At 37.6% G+C, this 16,335-nt stretch carries 13 protein-coding genes; 12 read left to right on the forward strand and 1 reads right to left on the reverse strand.

What is annotated here, in order from left to right:
• Window positions 1-243: 243 nt before the first annotated feature.
• The 7 genes from IGK86_RS00080 to IGK86_RS00110 all read left to right on the forward strand — a co-directional run bounded on the left by IGK86_RS00080 (window position 244) and on the right by IGK86_RS00110 (window position 8,156).
• Window positions 244-3,129, forward strand: a complete 2,886-nt coding sequence (locus IGK86_RS00080) for a sigma 54-interacting transcriptional regulator (RefSeq protein ID WP_002370598.1) — start codon at window positions 244-246, stop codon at window positions 3,127-3,129.
• A 201-nt stretch (window positions 3,130-3,330) separates the two neighbouring features.
• On the forward strand, window positions 3,331-3,843 hold the full coding sequence (locus IGK86_RS00085; protein WP_002385473.1) for a mannose/fructose/sorbose PTS transporter subunit IIB: 513 nt from the start codon (window positions 3,331-3,333) through the stop codon (window positions 3,841-3,843).
• A 234-nt stretch (window positions 3,844-4,077) separates the two neighbouring features.
• Entirely contained in the window at window positions 4,078-5,070 is a 993-nt protein-coding gene (locus IGK86_RS00090) for a mannose/fructose/sorbose PTS transporter subunit IIA (protein WP_010775468.1), read from the forward strand.
• 34 nt (window positions 5,071-5,104) lie between these two features.
• On the forward strand, window positions 5,105-5,908 hold the full coding sequence (locus IGK86_RS00095) for a PTS mannose/fructose/sorbose transporter subunit IIC (protein WP_002356031.1): 804 nt from the start codon (window positions 5,105-5,107) through the stop codon (window positions 5,906-5,908).
• Between the two features lie 22 nt (window positions 5,909-5,930).
• Entirely contained in the window at window positions 5,931-6,842 is a 912-nt protein-coding gene (locus IGK86_RS00100) for a PTS system mannose/fructose/sorbose family transporter subunit IID (RefSeq protein WP_002356032.1), read from the forward strand.
• A 161-nt stretch (window positions 6,843-7,003) separates the two neighbouring features.
• Window positions 7,004-7,381 (forward strand): DUF956 family protein, encoded by a 378-nt coding sequence (locus IGK86_RS00105; protein WP_002356033.1) that lies wholly within the window; start codon window positions 7,004-7,006, stop codon window positions 7,379-7,381.
• A 247-nt stretch (window positions 7,382-7,628) separates the two neighbouring features.
• Window positions 7,629-8,156, forward strand: coding sequence for an HdeD family acid-resistance protein (locus IGK86_RS00110; protein WP_002356034.1), 528 nt, complete (start codon window positions 7,629-7,631; stop codon window positions 8,154-8,156).
• Window positions 8,157-8,200: 44 nt separating this feature from the next.
• Here the strand turns inward: IGK86_RS00110 and IGK86_RS00115 are convergent, their stop codons facing one another.
• A complete protein-coding gene (locus IGK86_RS00115) occupies window positions 8,201-8,404 on the reverse strand; it encodes a hypothetical protein (RefSeq protein ID WP_002383512.1) in 204 nt (67 codons plus the stop codon).
• Between the two features lie 197 nt (window positions 8,405-8,601).
• On the opposite strand from IGK86_RS00115, the gene IGK86_RS00120 reads away from it, so the two are divergent.
• The 5 genes from IGK86_RS00120 to mprF all read left to right on the forward strand — a co-directional run bounded on the left by IGK86_RS00120 (window position 8,602) and on the right by mprF (window position 15,582).
• Window positions 8,602-9,372: a MurR/RpiR family transcriptional regulator gene (locus IGK86_RS00120; RefSeq protein ID WP_438741894.1), complete on the forward strand. Its 771-nt coding sequence runs from the start codon at window positions 8,602-8,604 to the stop codon at window positions 9,370-9,372.
• 148 nt (window positions 9,373-9,520) lie between these two features.
• Window positions 9,521-11,089, forward strand: coding sequence for a maltose/glucose-specific PTS transporter subunit IIBC (gene malX / locus IGK86_RS00125; RefSeq protein WP_010818093.1), 1,569 nt, complete (start codon window positions 9,521-9,523; stop codon window positions 11,087-11,089).
• 14 nt (window positions 11,090-11,103) lie between these two features.
• The gene (locus tag IGK86_RS00130) at window positions 11,104-12,318 is read left to right on the forward strand and encodes a MalY/PatB family protein (protein WP_016616672.1); all 1,215 of its coding nucleotides are present in this window, start codon (window positions 11,104-11,106) and stop codon (window positions 12,316-12,318) included.
• 99 nt (window positions 12,319-12,417) lie between these two features.
• Entirely contained in the window at window positions 12,418-12,798 is a 381-nt protein-coding gene (locus IGK86_RS00135; protein ID WP_002356039.1) for a RidA family protein, read from the forward strand.
• A 192-nt stretch (window positions 12,799-12,990) separates the two neighbouring features.
• Complete coding sequence (gene mprF / locus IGK86_RS00140; RefSeq protein WP_002378676.1) at window positions 12,991-15,582, forward strand: bifunctional lysylphosphatidylglycerol flippase/synthetase MprF; 2,592 nt, start codon at window positions 12,991-12,993, stop codon at window positions 15,580-15,582.
• Window positions 15,583-16,335 lie beyond the last annotated feature (753 nt).

The raw sequence follows: 16,335 nt of genomic DNA on the forward strand, positions 1-16,335 counted from the left end.
TCGCTTTTAATATATTCTTGAACCTCTCTGCATTATATCGGCTACAGAACCTTTTTTCAAGGAGTTTCAATCTTTTTACAGAAACGAATAAAAAGGTGGGTTTTTTATAGAAAAAAGGCGCTTTTTTAAAATGTTTCATGTGAAACAGAATTTTTTTTCATGAAAGGGTTTTTAGTGTATTTTTTTAATGATACACTGTATCATGTAAATTAATTAGTGTATCGATTAAAGGAGCCATCAAAAATGAAGCGGATTGAAAAAATCTATCAATATGTTAAAGAGCAAACGAAGAATTTAACGCCAATGACCTTAACAAGTGATGCGGGAGTCACGACACAAGAAATTTCAGAACGTTTAAACATTCAGCGGACCAATGCTAGTAAAGATTTGAATCAACTGGTTCGTGAAGGGCGCTTGAAAAAATTATCTGGTCGACCAGTAAAATATGTCGCGCAGGTGGCGTTTCAGCATCGACCATTAACCAAGCCAGTTAAAAGTTATCGGGAAAAATCAATGGATCACTCCACAAAAACTTTTATCGAACCATTGGTTGAACCAGTAGTCACGACCAGCAAAACCCCAGAAGTTGAAGATATTTTCAAAAAAATTATCGGTTCAGCTGGAAGCATGAAAACGCCGGTTGAACAAGCCAAAGCAGCGATTTTATATCCGCCAAAAGGCTTGAATTGTTTAATTACTGGACCAACAGGTTCTGGGAAAACTTATTTTGCTCATGCCATGTTTCAATTTGCGAAGCTGAACCAAATTGTGGCCAAAGAAAAAGAGTTTGTGGTATTTAACTGTGCAGACTATGCGCATAATCCAGAACTTTTGATGTCGCATTTATTTGGGTATGTAGAAGGGGCCTTCACAGGCGCTACGAAAGCGAAAGAAGGGATTATTGATGAAGCAGATGGCAGCATTCTGTTTTTAGATGAAGTACATCGGTTACCACCCGAAGGACAAGAAATGATTTTTTATTTTATGGATCACGGCGTGTACGCGCGTTTAGGTGAAACAGTGAAATCACATCATGCGGATGTTCGGATTATTTGTGCTACGACGGAGAATCCTACTTCTTCTTTATTGAATACTTTTGTGCGACGCATTCCGATTATCATTCAATTACCGAACTTTAGTGACCGTCCTGCGAAAGAAAAAATTGACCTCCTAAAAGTGATGGTTTCAATGGAAGCAGCGCGGATTCAACGGCGAATCTCTTTGTCAGAAGATGTGGTCAAAGCGTTAATCGGAAGTGTTTCTTATGGAAATGTCGGTCAGCTAAAATCGAATGTGCAACTTGTGACTGCGCGAGGGTTCCTTAATCAGATGGAACAAGAGGAATTAATGATTACGATGGACGAATTAACGGACAATATTAAAGAAGGCATTATGCAACTTGCCAGTAATCGAGAAGTATTGTCGGAGTTATCGAAATATCTGGAACCGCAATTAGTGGTATCACCAAATGAATCTTTAGTAGCTATTCAGTCAGATGCCTATGAATTGCCTTACAATCTATATGAGATTATTGGAGATAAAGCGGCTCTCTTAAAAGCAGATGGCTTGGACCAAGAACTAATTAATAATTTTATTACAACGGATATCAATGTTCATTTAAAATCTTTCTACAAAGATTATGGATTCACCTTTGATACAGAAAATAAATTGGCCGAAATTGTGGACCAACGAATTATTGATGTCACTAAGAAAATTTATAATTTTGCAGCGAAGCGGTTATCGTATTCGTTTCAACCCAACTTTATTTATGCAATGAGTTTACACATTAGTTCTTTCTTGAAACGCATCCAATTAGGCAAAGATCCTAAGCATCCTTTAAATGAAAGTATTCGAAATATGGTTTTAGATTATCCAACAGAGTTTGAAACAGCGAAAGAAATTAAAAATATTATTGAAAGTAGTTATCAGATGGAGATTCCTGAATCTGAAAGTTACTATTTAGCTGTTTTGCTCATTTCTTTAAGAGAAAATCCTGAGGCTGGCCGGATTGGCATTGTCGTGGCTGCGCACGGAAATAGTACCGCTAGCAGTATGGTACAAGTGGTTTCTCAATTGTTAAATGTTGATAATTTGAAGGCTGTGGATATGCCGTTAGATATGCCACCGAAAGAAGCTTTGCGTAAAATCGTTGAAGCAGTTGGTGAAGTGAATGAAGAAAATGGCGTACTATTATTGGTGGACATGGGTTCATTAAGTACGTTTTCAGAAGAAATTGTACGCCAGACAGGCATTGATGTGCGGACAGTAGACATGGTGACCACGCCAATTGTGCTTGAAGCGGCCCGCAAAACCGCATTAATTGATACGCAATTGGAAACACTTCACGAGTCTTTAAAAAACTTTCATGGCTATGCCGATATTCGCCAAAGTGAAACGAAACAAATCATTGAAAATTGGAAAACAAGAGCAATTATTGCTATCTGCGCTTCTGGAGAAGGAACTGCGCGCCGAATGAAAGAGCTTATTGAGGAAGCTGTCTTGCCACAAATAGACTGGCATTTAGAAGTGATTCCTTTGTCCATTGTAAATATGAAAGAAGTCTTGCCTAAAATTCAAGAAGACTATGAAATTATTGCGACAACTGGGATTACCAATCCCAAAATTGGAGTTCCTTATATTTCCATGGAAAATTTCTTTTCCGGTGAAGCAGAAAAAATTATTCAGCAATTACTAGCAGAGCGGAAAGAAGAAGTAATGAATAAGCCGTTGGACGAAGCGGCAGCAAAAGAAATTTGTCTCAAATATATGGAGCAAAGTTTCACTTTCATTAATGGAAAAAAAATCATTGATCTGTTGTGGTCATTCGCTAAAAATATCCAAACCCAATTAGCGATGCCAGAAGAGTACACATTTTATATCAATTTGATTATGCACACATCGGGCATGTTGGAGCGTATTTTACGGAATGATACACTGACGGTTTCAGAAAAGGAACTTGGTCGATTGGTTCAAGAACCAATTTATCCAGTGATTGTGGCCTCAATTGAGACTATGGAAGAAGCTCTTAATATGGATATTCCAGCAGAAGAAGTTTATTTTATCGCACAGTTAGTCAAAAATGCCCAGTGTATCGAAGATAAAATCACCGAAATTGACACACTAGATTAATACAGAAAAAACGATACACTATTTATTAGTGTATCGTTTTTTAATTTTCTTAAAAAAACCTATAATTTTCTAGGTTTCAAACCGATACACTAAAGTTGGCACGAAACTTGCTTATAATAAGGTGTCCCTTTTTACCTAAAATTTTTAAGTAAAAAGACAAAGGTCCTAACCTTTAAAAATGAATTTAAAGGAGCATTCCCGATGGTAATGGATATTCGTTTAGCTCGAATTGATGATCGATTAATTCATGGCCAAGTAGCAACTGTTTGGGCAAAATTGACGAACATTAATCGCATTTTAGTGGTTAGTGATTCCGTTGCTCATGACAATTTGAGAAAAGCCTTGTTAGTTCAAGCTGCTCCACCTGGTGTCAAAGTAAATGTCATCACTGTTCAAAAAATGATTGATGTTTACCCTGATCCTCGTTTTGATTCGTTTCGAGCCATGTTGTTATTCACTAATCCTTTGGACGTGAAACGAGTGGTCGAAGGCGGTGTACAACTAACTTCTGTGAATATTGGCGGAATGAGTTTCAGCACAGGCAAGCGAATGATTACGAATGCAGTCGCAGTGGATGCCAACGATTTAAAAGCATTTCTGTTTTTAAATGAACAAGGTATTGAATTGGAAATTCGAAAAGTCGCAGCAGACAGCCAAGTGAATTTGATGGATTTACTGAAAAAAGAGCGTAGCAAAGAAAATAACGCCAGCTGACGTTCATTTTTACAGACGAAAGACATTGAAAGGATGTGGTGGCCTAGGACCAACATCATTGCTTCATGAACTGTATTGATAAAGGCAAGTGCTGATGTTGAAAAAAATCAAGAACTATTGAAATTTTTTCATTTATTTTTGTCAGAATCTGATTTATCTGATTTTTTTCAAAAAGTGAAAGCGTTTAGCAGTACAACCATGAAAAAAAACATCAATTATACAGGAGGTATAAAAATGGTAGGAATTATCCTAGCAAGTCACGGTGAATTTGCTGAAGGGATCTTGCAATCTGGTGCAATGATCTTTGGCGAACAAGAAAATGTAAAAGCAGTTACGTTAATGCCTAGCGAAGGTCCCGATGATGTAAAAGCAAAAATGCAAGAAGCCATTGCATCGTTTGACAATCAAGACGAAGTACTATTTTTAGTTGACCTATGGGGAGGAACACCATTTAACCAAGCGAACTCATTGTTAGAAGATCATAAAGACAAATGGGCAATCGTTGCAGGTATGAACTTACCAATGGTTATTGAAGCATATGCTTCTCGTTTCTCTATGGAATCAGCACAAGAAATTGCGACACACATTCTTGAAACAGCAAAAGATGGTGTCAAAGTTAAACCAGAAGAGTTACAACCAGCAGAAGCACCAAAAGCTGCTACGACAGAAGATGCACAGCCAAAAGGTTCGTTACCACCAGGTACAGTTGTTGGCGATGGCAAAATTAAATTTGTGCTAGCACGTATTGATTCACGTTTATTACATGGTCAAGTAGCAACAGCTTGGACAAAAGCAACACAACCAAACAGAATTATTGTTGTTTCTGATGCCGTTGCAAAAGATGACTTACGTAAGAAATTAATCGAACAAGCAGCTCCTCCAGGAGTAAAAGCCAATGTTATTCCAATCAGTAAAATGATTGAAGTAGCGAAAGATCCACGTTTTGGCAATACAAAAGCATTATTATTATTTGAAAATCCTGAAGACGTCTTAAAAGTGGTTGAAGGCGGCGTAGAAATCCCAGAAGTAAACGTTGGTTCAATGGCTCACTCTGTTGGAAAAGTCGTTGTAAGCAAAGTATTATCAATGGGTCAAGAAGACGTTGATACGTTTGATGAATTAAAAGCCAAAGGCATCAAATTTGATGTGCGTAAAGTGCCAAATGATTCAAAAGCGAATATGGACGAAATTTTGAAAAAAGCAAAAAATGAGTTAGCAAACGCGTAACTCGCCAAATACAAATCAAAATAGGAGGCTTATCATGTCTGTTATATCAATTATTTTAGTTTTACTCGTTGCCTTTCTAGCTGGTATGGAAGGGATTTTGGATGAGTTCCAATTCCACCAACCGTTAGTAGCATGTACATTAATCGGATTAGTTACTGGTAATTTAGAAGCCGGAATTGTTTTAGGTGGTACTTTACAAATGATCGCGTTAGGTTGGGCGAACATCGGGGCTGCCGTTGCACCGGATGCCGCTTTAGCATCTGTTGCCTCAGCAATTATTTTAGTTTTAGGTGGCCAAGGTGTTAAAGGTGTTCCTTCAGCGATTGCCATCGCAGTTCCTTTAGCGGTTGCAGGTTTGTTCTTAACAATGATCGTTCGGACAGTTGCGGTTCCAATCGTTCACATGATGGATGCGGCTGCTGAAAAAGGCAACATTAAACAAGTTGAAATGTTACACATTTTCGCTGTATGTTTACAAGGTATTCGTATTGCGATTCCAGCAGGTGCTTTACTATTCATTCCTGCTGACACTGTTCGTAATTTCTTAGAATCAATGCCAGCTTGGTTAACTGATGGTATGGCTATCGGTGGTGGTATGGTCGTTGCCGTAGGTTATGCATTAGTAATCAACATGATGGCAACAAAAGAAGTATGGCCATTCTTCATTATCGGTTTCGTAGTCGCAGCGATTTCTCAATTAACATTAATCGCATTAGGTGCTTTAGGTGTCGCTTTAGCTCTTATTTACTTGAACTTATCTAAAATGGGCGGTTCTTCTAACTCAAATGGCGGAGGCAACTCTGGCGACCCATTAGGCGATATTTTAAACGACTACTAATTCTGAAGGAGGAGCAAAGAAAATGGCAGAAAAAATTCAATTAACTAAAAAAGATCGTTTAGCTGTAGCTTGGCGTTCAACATTTATCCAAGGTTCTTGGAACTATGAACGTATGCAAAACGGCGGCTGGGCATTCTCAATGATTCCAGCAATCAAAAAATTATATAAAACGAAAGAAGAACGTTCAGCGGCGTTAAAACGTCACTTAGAATTCTTTAATACACACCCATACATTGCCTCACCAATCCTTGGTGTAACATTAGCTTTGGAAGAAGAACGTGCCAATGGCGCACCAGTTGATGACGTAGCGATTCAAGGGGTTAAAGTTGGGATGATGGGTCCTTTAGCCGGTGTCGGTGACCCAGTTTTCTGGTTTACTGTTCGTCCAATGTTAGGAGCTTTAGGTGCTTCCTTAGCAATGGGTGGTAATATCTTAGGCCCAATCTTATTCTTCGTTGCTTGGAACTTAATTCGTTGGTCATTCATGTGGTATACACAAGAGTTTGGTTACAAAGCAGGTTCTAAAATTACTGATGACCTTTCAGGTGGTTTACTACAAGATATTACAAAAGGTGCTTCTATTTTAGGGATGTTCGTACTGGCCGCATTAGTTCAACGTTGGGTATCGATTAAGTTCTTACCAATTGTCTCACAAGTTAAGTTAGACAAAGGTGCTTATATCGAGTGGGATAAACTTCCTGCTGGCGGTGAAGGAATGCATAAAGCCTTTGAACAAGTGAACCAAGGCTTGGCGCTTTCACCAACGAAAGTTACTACTTTACAAGATAACTTAGATCAATTGATTCCAGGTCTAGCACCATTACTACTTACATTCTTATGTATGTGGTTATTGAAGAAAAAAGTTAGCCCAATCGTTATCATTCTTGGTTTATTCGTAGTCGGCGTAGTCGGCCACTTAATCGGCTTATTATAAGAATGACGAGGTAAGTTTATTACTTCTAATCAAAAAAAGCGGAAGAGAAGTCGAGAAACTTTTCTTCCGCTTTTTTAAACAAAGATGTAATTTTGTTTGTTTCGATCAGGAAAGAAACGTATAATAAAGAGGAATTAGTCGAATGAAATGGAGCAGATAACATGGTACAATCATTAAACACAAAAGTTGATTTAGTTATAGATGCGACGGCATTTACAGGATTAACAGATTATGGACAAATTATGATAGGTGACCGCGGGTTTGAATTTTACCATGCCAAAGATCCACGTAAGTTTATCCAAATTCCGTGGGAAGAAGTCGATTACGTGTTGGCTTCAGTAATGTTCAAAGGAAAATGGATTCCTCGTTATGCGATTCAAACCAAGAAAAATGGGACGTATACGTTTGCTTCAAAAGAGCCGAAGCGAGTGTTACGAGCTATTCGTGAATATGTTGACCCAGATCATATGGTCCAATCTTTGAGTTTCTTTGATGTCATAAAAAGAGGGATTCTCTCGATTGGGAAAAAGAAAAAATAATTTATAACTGTTACTTTTTTATAAACTAGATGAAAAAGTAACGGTTTTTTTGCGGGAAAACGAGGGACTTATTTATACAAAAAAGGCACAATTGTGCACCAAAAAAGAGACAATCAAGTGATACGTTGTTTTTAATGGAGTTATCATTGAAATGGTTTTCAGAAAGCACGATGAAAATATTTGACACCTTGTAAAATAGTAGTAACATAATAAGTGTAATAAATTATTTTATAGAGGAGTGAGTGTCATGGAACAACGACAACATCATGGAATGGACTGGGGTTCATTAGTATTAGGAATTCTATTTGTTCTGACTGCATTAATTTCTTTCCAAAATCCTGCCGGTAATTTAATTGCCATTGTGATGGTTTTTGCGATTTTTGCTATTATTAAAGGGATTTTCGAAATTTTTGTACGTAATCGTATGAAAGAATTGCTAGGCTACAAAGCTTATGCACCAATCATCTTAGGGATTATTGATATCCTAATTGGTGTTTACTTATTGTTTAACTTAAATATTGGTGTCGCTGTGTTACCATTTGTTTTTGCAATTTGGTTTTTATTCGACTCAATTTTCGGCTTATTTACTTTAGATTTTGCTAAACGAGTAAGCACAGGTTACTTCTGGTTCACATTAATTGTTGACGTTTTAGGGATTATCTTAGGTGTAATGTTATTATTTAATCCATTGTCTTCAGCACTAACTTTAAGCTTCTTAGTTGGCTTCTACTTTATGATGTTTGGTATTAGTAATATTGTATATGCTTTTAGATAAAAGAAGTAAAAAAACAGGTTTTCCGAAAAGGAAAACCTGTTTTTTTAATAACGACGGTGGCAGTTGCCATTATTTCCCGAAATTGTTCGAACAAGCCACACGATAATCGCTACGGGAACTAAAATTTTTACTGCTAGCCACAATAAGCTTCCCACGATACCGACAACGGCACTAAAGAGTGAACCGACAACTAAAAATAAAAGGACCACTAAAAGAATATTTATAAACATTGGTCGTTGATTATTCATACGTACTACCTCCAAATTTTTCCTGTTTTCTATATACAGAGTATAGCAAGAACGCGCAACAAGTACCTCCATCGGAAGGCTGATTTTTTTCTCTGGCGAATGATGGAGCCGCTGTTGGTTATTTTGGACTTTCTTATTGAAATAATCAGAATATTCTGGTGTATAATTATAAAAAAGGATTTAAAGTGAGGGATTGGATGTCGACTGAAGGATTAATCGCTTTGTTAGAAAAGAAACGAAATGATTTAAGTAAAATTGAAAATCAAGTACTGGATTATATTTTGACGCATATGACGGAAATTAGTTCACAAACCATTTATGAGGTGTCGCAGGCGTTGTTTGTCTCAACAGCCACTATTTCTCGAACAGCAAAACACTTAGGTTATCGAGGCTTCCAAGAATTAAAATACGCGATCGTCCAATCGGTGCAGAGCGAGAGCACAGAAAGCGATAGTCGTAGTTTTCAAGCCATTACACAACAGTTGATCGCCAATGTGCAAGACAGTTTTCAACAAATGGATGAAGCCAAAGTCGCGGAAATGCTTAAAATGATTGAGCGTGCGAATACGATTGAAGTGTTCGGTGTTGGTGGCAGTTTTCCTATTTGTACTGATTTTGCACGAAAGCTAACATTTTTAGGAAAAAAAGCCTATGCACGATCTGATTGGGATGAACAAGCGGCAGCAGTTAAGAATCTGGATGGACAGGATTTAGCCATTTTTGTCAGTTATACAGGAGAAACTAAGGGGATTTTAGCGTATGCACGTGTAGCGCAGGAACAGCAAGTGCCGATGATTAGTTTGATTTCGACTAAAGGAAGCACCTTGGAAAAATTGTCGACGACGACGTTATTTGCCAAAGGGACGACACGTTATCATCAGCGCGTGGATTTAAGTTCAAGAATTGCTGTCATTTGTTTGTTCGATACGGTTTTATTAATGTACGCAGAGGCAAAGCAACCGCGGTAATTTTATGCAACACCATACTAAATGATGTAAGGGGATACAGAAAAAGTGTAGCCTCTTTTTTCTTTGTTTTGGGCTAGTTATAATGAGGGCAATGAATGTAAACGCAATCATTTTTAGTTTTGTAAAGAATGAATGGAGGAGTTAAGAAATGGCAGTAAAGAAAAAGAAAGCGACTTTCTGGGAGTTTTTCCAAGGATTAGGTAAAACGTTTATGTTGCCAGTGGCTTTATTAGCTTTTATGGGGATTTTGTTGGGATTAGGAAGTTCTTTTTCCAGTGAATCCATGATTGAAACGATCCCGTTTTTAGGAAAGCCCGCAGTGAAAATTATTTTCCAATTTATGTCGACAATTGGTGGTTTTGCGTTTGCCTATTTACCTGTCATGTTTGCAATGGCCATTCCGTTGGGGTTAGTTCGGAAAGAAAAAGGAATTGCTGCGTTTTCAGGTTTCGTAGGCTATACGGTGATGAATTTAGCGATTAATTTCTACTTAGTGCAGACGAATCGCCTCGTGGATCCTGAGCAGTTGCGGGAAGCCGGCCAAGGAATGGTTTTTGGGATTCAAACGATTGAAATGGGCGTTCTTGGTGGAATTATCGCTGGGCTTATTGTCTATAAGTTGCATAATCGATTTTACACGGTGCAACTACCAGATAGTTTTGCCTTCTTTTCTGGCGCACGGTTTGTACCAATTATTACTTCATTAGTGATGGCCTTCGTGGGCTTAGTAATTCCGTTAGTTTGGCCACTTTTCGCGCTAATGATTATGGCGATTGGCCAACTTATCCAACGTTCTGGTATTTTTGGGCCTTTTCTGTTTGGGTCAGGGGAACGTCTACTGTTGCCGTTTGGGTTGCATCATATTTTGGTTTCCATGATTCGTTTTACTGAAGCAGGGGGTTCAGCGGTGGTGGCTGGCAAAGAAGTGTTTGGTGCGTTAAATATTTTCTATGCAGAATTGCAAAATAATTTACCGATTTCACCAAGCGCAACAGCTTTCTTGTCACAAGGGAAAATGCCGACCTTTATTTTTGGCTTACCAGCGGCGGCACTTGCGATGTATCATACTGCAGCTCCGGCGAATCGACATAAGATTAAAGGCTTACTCCTTTCGGGTGTAATTGCTACGGCTATCACTGGCATTACAGAACCAATTGAATTTTTATTCTTATTTATTAGTCCATTATTATGGCTGTTTCATGTCATTATGACTGGTCTAGGTTTCATGGTAATGGCTTTATTGGGTGTTGTGATTGGAAACACTGATGGCGGGCTACTGGACTTTGTTATTTTTGGCTTGTTACAAGGAACTTATACAAAATGGTGGTGGGTTCTCATTGTCGGCGCTATCTGGTTTGTTATTTATTATTTCGTCTTTAAAACAGTCATTGTAACCTTTGATTTAAAAACACCTGGACGAGACAAGGTCTTAGATGAGACTGAATATACCGATCAAGAAGTTCAATATAAGAAAACGGGTGGCTATGATGCGCCTGGGATTTTAGCGGCTTTGGGTGGGCAAGAGAATATTCAAGCTATTGATAATTGCATTACGCGTTTACGTTTAGTGTTAGCAGATGCTAATAAAGTAGATGATGACAAATTAAAGCAATTAGGGGCTTTAGGCGTTGTACATTTAGATGCGCAGAATGTACAAGTGATTATCGGAACCAAAGTGACAACGGTCCGTAATCAATTAGAGATGATTTTAGGTTAGAAAAAAGACAGAAGGTGAAGAGTGTGTCGTTTGATAAAGCAATTGATCGACGAGGAACGTATTGTACACAGTGGGATTTTGTAGAAGACCGATTTGGGGAAGCGGACTTGCTTCCCTTCACTATTTCCGATACGGATTTTGCTGTGCCAGAGGCAGTTCTGGCAACATTACAGGAGCGTTTGAACCATCCAGTATTTGGCTACACGAGGTGGAACCATCCGCAATTAAAAGAAGCAATTCAAACGTGGTACCAGACAAGATTCCAGACGAAGATTGAAGAACACTGGATTATGTATACCCCGACCGTTATCTACGGGATTTCTGCTTTGATTCAATTATTAACTAACGAAGGGGAGGGCATTATTTTACAAACACCTGCCTATGATGCATTTTTTAAAGTTATTCAGGAAAATAAGCGGCAAGTAGTGGCAAATGAATTGCTTTATCAAGAGAAGCGCTACAGCATTGATTTTATTGATTTAGAAAAAAAACTAGCGCAACCAGAAAATCGCTGTTTGCTTTTATGTTCCCCGCATAATCCAACAGGACGTGTTTGGGAGCAATGGGAATTAGAGCGAATGGTTTCATTGTGCCAACAGTATGATGTGTTTTTACTTTCTGATGAAATTCATATGGATATCGTTAATAAAGGCCAAGTTCATCGACCAATTACGCAATTTGATTATAAAAAATCTGCCATTATTACCAGTGGCACGAAAACCTTTAATTTTCCAGGGCTGATTTTTGCTTACGCCCTAATTCCAGATAACGAATTACGTGACGCTTTTCAGCTCAAATTAAAAAACGCCGATGGTCTATCATCAACAAGTATTTTGGGAATGCTAGCAACCATGACGGCCTATCAAAAATGTGGTACTTGGGTTGACGAGTTGAATGATTATTTAGCGGAGAACCAACGTTACGTGAAAGATTTTTTACAGACATATTTGCCAAAAATTAAAGTGACGGAGCTGGAGGCAACTTACTTAATGTGGTTGGATGTATCAGCGGCAGTTCCAGATGTGGCCCGCTTACAAGAGGCTTTAGTTTCTGTGGGGAAAGTCGCTATTATGGACGGCTCGATATATGGTGGTAATGGGCAACGATTTTTACGGTTAAATATTGGCTGTTCGCAAGCAAAACTACACGAGGGACTTGAAAGGATGCGCCAAGGTTTTGAAGCTGTTTTACAAAAGGATGGCACAGCATCAGCGCTTGGGAATAATTGAGAAAAGATAGCATTCCGAAAATGGTTGCAGTACAATGGAAAAATAGAAACAAATAAAATAACAAAAAGTAACAACTTGTCATTTACTGGGGGAAAAGAAATGAAAACAATTAAAACAAAGCAAGCACCACAAGCAATTGGGCCATATTCACAAGCAAAAATTGTGAATGGTTTATTGATTACTTCTGGTCAGATTCCACTGGATCCTGAAACAGGCAAGGTGGTTGGGACAACGATTAAAGAACAAACCAATCAAGTACTGAAAAATATTCAAGGGATTTTAACAGAAGCTGGTAGTGATTTTGCTCATGTAGTCAAAACGACATGCTATTTACAAAATATGGCGGATTTCACGGCATTCAATGAAGTCTATGCTGAGTATTTTAGTGCGGAATATCCTGCACGCACAACGATTGAAATCTCTAAATTACCGATGGATGTGTTGGTGGAGATTGAGATTATCGCAGAAGTAGTGGCGTAAAAAATACAGTTAAAAGAGTGAGAAAAAAATCTAAGACGATTTTTTTCTCACTCTTTTTTTTCAATAAAACAATACGATTCAGCCAAAATGTCTAGCCGTGCTGGAAAATTTTCAGCAAATAGGCTACCATGGAAGAAAATCGATAAAACGAAAGTTAAATGAATAGAAAAGAGATATGAAAGAGGCTATAAGATGAAAAAAAATATTAGCCAACTAACGCAGTGGTTGAAAGAACACAGTTTATTATTGAAACTAATTTTTCTTGGTTCTGTATTAGTTTTCGTGGCTAACCAAGTGACACATATCGCTCAAGGCATGACCTGGGCGGATATTTTTTCCACGATGGAACAACAAAGTACGGGGCGTTTAATTGGTATGGTCTTGGCAGGACTATTAGGGGTTATTCCGATGCTCCTTTATGACTATGTAGTCGTTAAATTATTGGAAAAAGAAGGTAAGCCACCAATGAAACGAATGGATTGGTTAACTTCGGCTTGGGTCACCAATACCATTAATAACTTAGCGGGTTTTGGCGGCGTGGTTGGTGCAACGCTACGGATTAATTTTTACGGAAAAGATGTACCACGGGGCAAGGTTGTAGCAACGGTCTCAAAAGTTGCTCTGTTCTTGATTTCAGGGTTATCTATTTTATCTTTTGTGGCGTTTGTTGATTTATTTTTTATTCGAACCCAAAATGTTTTTCGTGAATATTGGGTTTGGTTATTATTGGGCAGCCTGATTGCGCCAGCGCTCTGGTTTTTCACGTATTTAAAACGGCGAACATTGTTTAAAACATTTTTTCCAAAAGCGGTGCTCCTATTATTCGGCGCTTCATTAGGTCAATGGCTAGGTGGGATGTTTGCTTTCTTAATGATAGGTCGTTTGATGCAGGTACCAGTTTCGATGGTTTCTGTTTATCCAATGTTTGTTATCGCTACGTTAATCGGGATGTTAACCATGGTTCCTGGTGGTATGGGAACGTTTGATGTCTTAATGATTTTGGGCTTATCACAATTAGGGATTGATCGATCACAAGCGGTCGTCTGGTTGTTGTATTATCGTTTGTTTTATTATGTGACGCCTTTTATGACAGGAGTTATTTTGTTCTTGCAACAAGCAGGCATGAAAGTTAATCAATTTTTTGATAATTTACCTCGGTTATTTTCACAAAAAGTGGCGCATTTTATTTTGGTGGCGGCGTTATATTTTGCAGGAATTATGATGGTTCTATTGTCGACTGTGACGAATTTGTCGAATGTCAGTCGTTTATTCCAAGTGTTACTTCCCTTTTCTTTTAATTTTTTAGATCAAACATTGAATTTATTTGTAGGATTCTTGTTATTAGGTTTAGCTCGAGGCATTTCTATGAAAGTGAAAAAAGCTTATTGGCCTACAATTATTTTACTAGGATTTTGTATTGTAAATACGGTGGCACGAACGACTTCGTGGCAGTTGATTGCTGTTTATGCTGTTATTTTATTGGCGGTTATTTTGGCTCGTAAAGAATTTTATCGTGAAAAGTTTGTTTATTCATGGGGCGCTTTAACGGTAGATAGTATTTTGTTTGGCTGCTTGTTTATCGGTTATGCGGTTGCTGGCTATTACGCCGCACGACCAGCTGGTGGCAATCAAGTTATCAATCACTTTTTGTTGTTTCCGTCAGATGATGTTTGGTTTAACGGATTGATTGGATTAAGTATTTCCTTGATTGGTTTATTCTTTTTGTATCAATATTTAGCCGAAACAACTGTTACTTTAGGTGAGGGGTTTGAGGAAGCGCGGTTGACACGCTTTTTGGAAAAATTTGGTGGCAACGAAGGCAGTCAATTTTTGTATTTAAAGGATTATGGTCATTTTTATTACCAAGAAGAAGGCGAAGATCAAGTACTTTTTGGGTTTCAAATGAAGTTTAATAAATGCTTTGTCTTGGCGGATCCAATTGGGCAACGAGAGAAATGGACAGCGGCGACACTGGCGTTTATGGATCAAGCTGATTTGTTAGGCTATCAATTAGTTTTTTATCGTATTTCGGAAGAATATGTTATGAATCTTCACGATTGCGGCTTTGAATTTATGAAAGTTGGGGAAGAAGGCTTGATTCAATTTGATGAGCCGTCAACAGTGAATCAAACAGCCTGGACGGAAACAGTGACTGAAAAAATAGCAGCGGAAGCAGCGGATTTTCAGTTTGAATTTTATCCCGAAACGATTAGTGATGCCTTATATCAAGAGTTAGAACGAGTTTCTGCGGACTGGTCACGGAATCAAAAAGAGCGCTACTTTATTGGTGGACGGTTGGATCCCGAGTACTTGAAATGCAGTAGCGTGGGCTTGGTGAGACAGAAACAAACGGTCATTGGTTTTATTACGGGAAAAGAAATGGAAAAAGGCAAAAGTATTTCGTATGATTTGTTACGTATTCGTTCAGAAGCACCTGCTTTTACTAGAGAATATTTGTTCACTCATTTTATTGAAACCTATCAACAGCAGGGCTATCAATTAATTGATATTGGGATGGCGCCGTTGGCTAACGTAGGGGAGAGCAAGTACTCTTTCTTAAAAGAACGCTTTGTTAATATTTTTTACAAGTATAGTTATCAAATTTATGCGTTTCAAGATACACGCAAGCGCAAAGAACAATATGTCACTAGTTGGCAACCACGTTATTTTGCTTATCCTAAGCGGACCAGTGTCCTCTTTGCTTTTGTGCAACTTTCCTTGTTGATTACGAAAGGAAGACATCAAAGTGTTTCGCTTGTGGAAGAAGCAATGACTGAAATTTAACTCTAATATAAATAAAAAAGTTAGACTTTGGTCTAACTTTTTTATTTATCACAAATTATTAATCAAAGAATATATTTTTTTATTAAAGAATGGTTGACATTAAGTTTGCTTATTATTAGAATTTAATTAGAGTGGCGGTTGTTTATCTTTTAATATGGAATCTCGTTATGTCGATATTTAACGTAAAATTTTGAGATTAGTAAGGCCGATAAACAGAAAGAACATAATTTTATAAGACCAGAAGTTAAGTATTCAAGTGAATAATTTGGCTAAGTATGTAATTGAATATTGTTTAGAACACTATCATAATGGCCTGTAATGTAAAAATGTCGAGCTGTTTTATTCAAATTCATGGACTAGGATTAACTAAATCAAAATTAGAATTAATCAAGATGTTTTACAATGATTATAAATAATTAGCCATTTTGGTAGAAAATGCCTCACTAGGAATGCGATTGGAAGCAGCAGGTGCATTTAATTATTTTAGTTTTACATAACGAATCAGAATATAACTATTTTGCTATAAACTTAGATGAGGTAGGTGAGCCAATTGAAAACGAAGAAGTGGAACTGGTCGATACTTGCATTTTTTATACCGTACCTTGTTTCAAATATTTTTTTATTTTTTACTCTTACAGAAAAAGATAATAAGCTATTAAAAATGATTGAAGAGTCGTCAAAACTATTAAATATTTCAAACGGAGAATTTAATTTTTTTATGATAGTTATTGTTATAATCGCTAATTTGTGTAT

It is taken from the genome of Enterococcus sp. DIV1206 (assembly GCF_051712485.1).
Lineage (GTDB): Bacteria > Bacillota > Bacilli > Lactobacillales > Enterococcaceae > Enterococcus > Enterococcus faecalis.

What these genes read in the sequence shown, in the direction of transcription:
- IGK86_RS00080 (WP_002370598.1), top strand. Translation starts at nt 244, where the DNA reads ATGAAGCGGATTGAAAAAATCTATCAATATGTTAAAGAGCAAACGAAG.
- IGK86_RS00085 (WP_002385473.1), top strand. Translation starts at nt 3,331, where the DNA reads ATGGTAATGGATATTCGTTTAGCTCGAATTGATGATCGATTAATTCAT.
- IGK86_RS00090 (WP_010775468.1), top strand. Translation starts at nt 4,078, where the DNA reads ATGGTAGGAATTATCCTAGCAAGTCACGGTGAATTTGCTGAAGGGATC.
- IGK86_RS00095 (WP_002356031.1), top strand. Translation starts at nt 5,105, where the DNA reads ATGTCTGTTATATCAATTATTTTAGTTTTACTCGTTGCCTTTCTAGCT.
- IGK86_RS00100 (WP_002356032.1), top strand. Translation starts at nt 5,931, where the DNA reads ATGGCAGAAAAAATTCAATTAACTAAAAAAGATCGTTTAGCTGTAGCT.
- IGK86_RS00105 (WP_002356033.1), top strand. Translation starts at nt 7,004, where the DNA reads ATGGTACAATCATTAAACACAAAAGTTGATTTAGTTATAGATGCGACG.
- IGK86_RS00110 (WP_002356034.1), top strand. Translation starts at nt 7,629, where the DNA reads ATGGAACAACGACAACATCATGGAATGGACTGGGGTTCATTAGTATTA.
- IGK86_RS00115 (WP_002383512.1), bottom strand. Translation starts at nt 8,404, where the DNA reads ATGAATAATCAACGACCAATGTTTATAAATATTCTTTTAGTGGTCCTT.
- IGK86_RS00120 (WP_438741894.1), top strand. Translation starts at nt 8,602, where the DNA reads ATGTCGACTGAAGGATTAATCGCTTTGTTAGAAAAGAAACGAAATGAT.
- malX (WP_010818093.1), top strand. Translation starts at nt 9,521, where the DNA reads ATGGCAGTAAAGAAAAAGAAAGCGACTTTCTGGGAGTTTTTCCAAGGA.
- IGK86_RS00135 (WP_002356039.1), top strand. Translation starts at nt 12,418, where the DNA reads ATGAAAACAATTAAAACAAAGCAAGCACCACAAGCAATTGGGCCATAT.
- mprF (WP_002378676.1), top strand. Translation starts at nt 12,991, where the DNA reads ATGAAAAAAAATATTAGCCAACTAACGCAGTGGTTGAAAGAACACAGT.